Source organism: Moorena sp. SIO3H5 (assembly GCF_010692395.1).
Classification (GTDB): Bacteria; Cyanobacteriota; Cyanobacteriia; order Cyanobacteriales; family Coleofasciculaceae; genus Moorena.
The window spans coordinates 1-3465 of sequence record NZ_JAAHHS010000598.1 but is presented as its reverse complement, the minus strand read 5'-3'; the positions used below and the strand labels follow the sequence as shown (position 1 = coordinate 3465).

At 43.1% G+C, this 3465-nt stretch carries 4 protein-coding genes; 3 read left to right on the top strand and 1 reads right to left on the bottom strand.

Translation table 11 applies throughout. The features are described from left to right. From F6K52_RS34165 to rd, 3 genes are all read left to right on the top strand, one after another. Window positions 1-551 (top strand): lipid II flippase MurJ (locus F6K52_RS34165; protein WP_293089316.1); only part of this gene is annotated, 551 nt, incomplete at its 5' end. 18 nt (window positions 552-569) lie between these two features. Beyond that, entirely contained in the window at window positions 570-1514 is a 945-nt protein-coding gene (locus F6K52_RS34160; RefSeq protein ID WP_293089314.1) for a sulfotransferase domain-containing protein, read from the top strand. 95 nt (window positions 1515-1609) lie between these two features. Further along, the gene (gene rd, locus F6K52_RS34155; RefSeq protein ID WP_293089312.1) at window positions 1610-1771 is read left to right on the top strand and encodes a rubredoxin; all 162 of its coding nucleotides are present in this window, start codon (window positions 1610-1612) and stop codon (window positions 1769-1771) included. Window positions 1772-1908: 137 nt separating this feature from the next. On the opposite strand, the gene F6K52_RS34150 is transcribed toward rd, so the two are convergent. After that, window positions 1909-3417 (bottom strand): DNA phosphorothioation system restriction enzyme, encoded by a 1509-nt coding sequence (locus tag F6K52_RS34150; RefSeq protein ID WP_293089310.1) that lies wholly within the window; start codon window positions 3415-3417, stop codon window positions 1909-1911. Window positions 3418-3465 lie beyond the last annotated feature (48 nt).

The following is a 3465-nucleotide window of genomic DNA, read 5'->3' as shown; positions in this document are numbered from 1 at the left end:
GTGGGGTCTCCACATTCTACTTTGCAATTCGGATCGTCTCCGCTGCTCAAACGATTATTGGTGTCAGTATTGCTACCACCAGCTTGCCCGCCATGACAGAGCATGACTTAGCTGGGCATAAATCCCGCTTGGGATCGGCTTTGCGCAAAAACTTGACCAAAACCCTATTAGTAAGCTTACCTGCAGTACTTTTCATTGTGCTATCTCATGACGAAATCATTCGTTTGCTATACGGACATGGTTCTTTTGAAGCTACCTCTATTGAGCAGACGTCTCAAGTGTTCTTGTGGTTAGGGCTTTCGTTGGCATTTATTTCTCTAATCCCCGTGCTTGAAGCTGGTTTGTATGCTCAGAGAGCTTATGGTATGGTCGTCTGGAGTATGGTGACCATGGCATTTGTAGGGGTTGCTCTGAGTTGGTTATTTTGGCAAGTTTGGGGATTAATTGGTATTGCTATGAGTTGGCCTGTTATGGCTATTATCTATGTGATACTCATCATCTATCTACTCCATCAAAAGGGTGTTTCGGTGCTCAAAAACCATCCTAGTTAATGAGGAGTAATAAACTCTATGAATAGTTCAAGGGTGAAAAAGCACTCTTACTTAATTATTGGAGGCACAACAAAAGCGGCAACAACATCATTATTTTATTATCTAGCTGATCATCCTGAAGTTTGTACCTCTAACCTCAAAGAAATTCGCTTCTTTTTGGATCAAGATTATCCAGAAGCTTCCAACTATCGATATGAAGATGGGTTAGAAAAATATGATGATATTTTCTGTTCTGCTCAGTGCTCCCATCTCGAAAAAATTCGCATGGAGGCAACACCAGACTATCTTTACTCATCAGGGACACCCCTTAAAATCAAAGAATCTCTACCAAATGTGAAACTTATTTTTATCCTCAGGGAACCGGTTTCTCGCTTAATTTCTTGGTATAAATTTGCTAAACAAAAAGAGTATCTTCCTCAAGAGATCACATTTGATAACTATGTTGACAAGCAATTAATTAAGGATAATTTTGAGCAAGAAAATACCTATACCTATATGCGTTCCCTTGAGCAAGGGCGTTATTCTGTCTACTTAAAGCCTTACTTTGACTTATTCGGTTCCGATAAAATTTATGTTGCTTTTTATGAAGAGTTATCCCATAATCCCAAATATGTGCTTGAAAAAATATGTGGATTTGCGGGAATTGATCCAACCTTCTATGGGGATTATCTCTTTAAAGTATATAATCCCAGTAAGGCAGTAAAAAATAGGTGGTTTCACCGGAATTATGAGCAGTTTTTAAATTCGATGCGTCAATATACCCAAGACAAACCCATCCACAAAGTTTTGAGGAAAATTCGACGGTCCCTGGATCCGGTCTATTTACGCCTTAATGTGCAGCCTCAGGAAAAGGTGTCGATTTCACCAACTATCAAACATGCTCTTACTAAGTATTATAAACAGGAAATTACAGCATTGGAAGAACTACTTGGCTGCTCAGTTCCATGGCAATCATGGAATTAATTTATAAAAAAACAATAACAAAGAACACTACCGAAACAACGGTACACGATATGATCATACTGATGAGAGAAGAACACTAATTTAGGACAATATCCATGAAGAAATATGTCTGTACCACTTGCGGCTATGTCTATGACCCAGAAGTAGGGGATCCCGATAGCGGCATTGCGCCGGGAACACCTTTTGAAGATATTCCAGATGACTGGGTATGCCCGGTCTGTGGGGTTGAGAAGGCAGATTTTGAACCGGAAGAATAGTAACATTTTTATTGTCGTATTGATTGTCGTAATCGGTGGCAGTGCCACCGTTTTTTTTGACAAAAAATAGTGGTAGGCAATAAAAAACCGTGCCTTACCAAACCCGGAGTGCTAATTGCCAAGAATGCGATTGGCAATTAGCACTCTGATACTCCATAGCGCTGCTGAATTTCCAGCAATTTTACCCTGGCCTCCCCAGCATTATCGGCCAACTCAGCAAACTCCAAAAATCGCTTCAATTCCTTTTTCAACAAACTCCGTTCCACTTCCCAAGTTTCCCGTCCCAAATCTGGGGGCAAAACAATCATGTCAAATAACGTTGCCCGTTCCTTACCTGGGTGCGGTCGCAACACTCGCCCCCGCCGCTGAATAAATTGGCGGGGATTGCTACTACTTGCCAGAATTACCGCAGTTTCAATAGATGGAATATCCACCCCTTCATCTAAACATCGAATTGCGACTAACCCCTGCAACTCCCCTCGCTCAAATTGACGACGTAATTCCTCCCGTTCTGCCAACGATGTCTGAGCAGTGTACGTGTTGACCCGATACCCCAGTTGAGAACCTAGTAATTGGGTTACTGCTGCTAACTGACGCTTGCTTTCATTACTCACTTGCCCATCTACCGAACCATCCCCACAATAAAATAAGGTATGGTAGGTGTTGAGACGCTTAGCCATTAACCGCTGCAACGCCCTTAACTTGTTTGCCGCCGCCCCAACTAACCGAGCTCGTTGCATCAATAACGATGTTAAAGTAGTGTCATTTTCTATATCGTCTGCTTCCCCTAATGCCCAACCAATCCGTTGAGTTAATTTAGCATAGGCAATATTTTCCGCCTCTGTTAATTCCACGAACACCGGATAGTAGAGGTAACGCACTAGCGCTCCTTGGCGAATCGCATCGGCTAAGGTCAGTTCTGGTTGTAATACTGAACCAAAATAGTCAAACAACGCTTCTGTGCCAGCTTCATCAAAATGCCGTTCCGGTGTAGCTGACAGACCAAGGCGCAGTCCAATGTTACGGGGTAAACTTTTTTCGATGCGGGTAGTCCCAAAATTATGGGCTTCATCTCCCACTATCAGGGTTTTTTCAGGAAAATACTTCAGCTGAGACTGGAAACCCTCCTTGATCAGGGTAGAATTGGTAGTGATTATGGTAATAAAGGATTGTTTCCCAACCTGGAGGTTATATAGCTGGGCAGACAGTTTACTTTGCCAGCTGTAGACACTCTCGAAGGCTAATATCGGTTCTAGATTAAAGTGTTCGCATTCTCTTGCCCACTGAGTAACCAAGTGACGGTAAGGGCAAACCACCAGCAACACCTGTAAGCCGATTTTTTGATACAGTTCCGTTGCGATCGCTAAAGCAGTAATCGTTTTACCACTACCCGTTGCCATTTTCAGGGTTCCTCGTCCCCGATGGGCAAACCAATTGGCCACCGCTTGGCGCTGATACTGCCGCAACTGAATATCCGCTGGTATCCTAGGACATCCCTTTGGTGAGTCAGTGTCAAAGGGTAGCGGTAATTGGTAAGCTCCTCCCGATTCAGCTACTTTGATATTACGGGAGGGCTGATAGTATCCTCGTGCTGCTACACGTTCCCAGTTTCCTGATAGCACGAATGGGAATTTATTGTTCCTCATAGCACGAATGGGAATTTATTGTTCCTCATTGGTCATTGGTGATTTGGT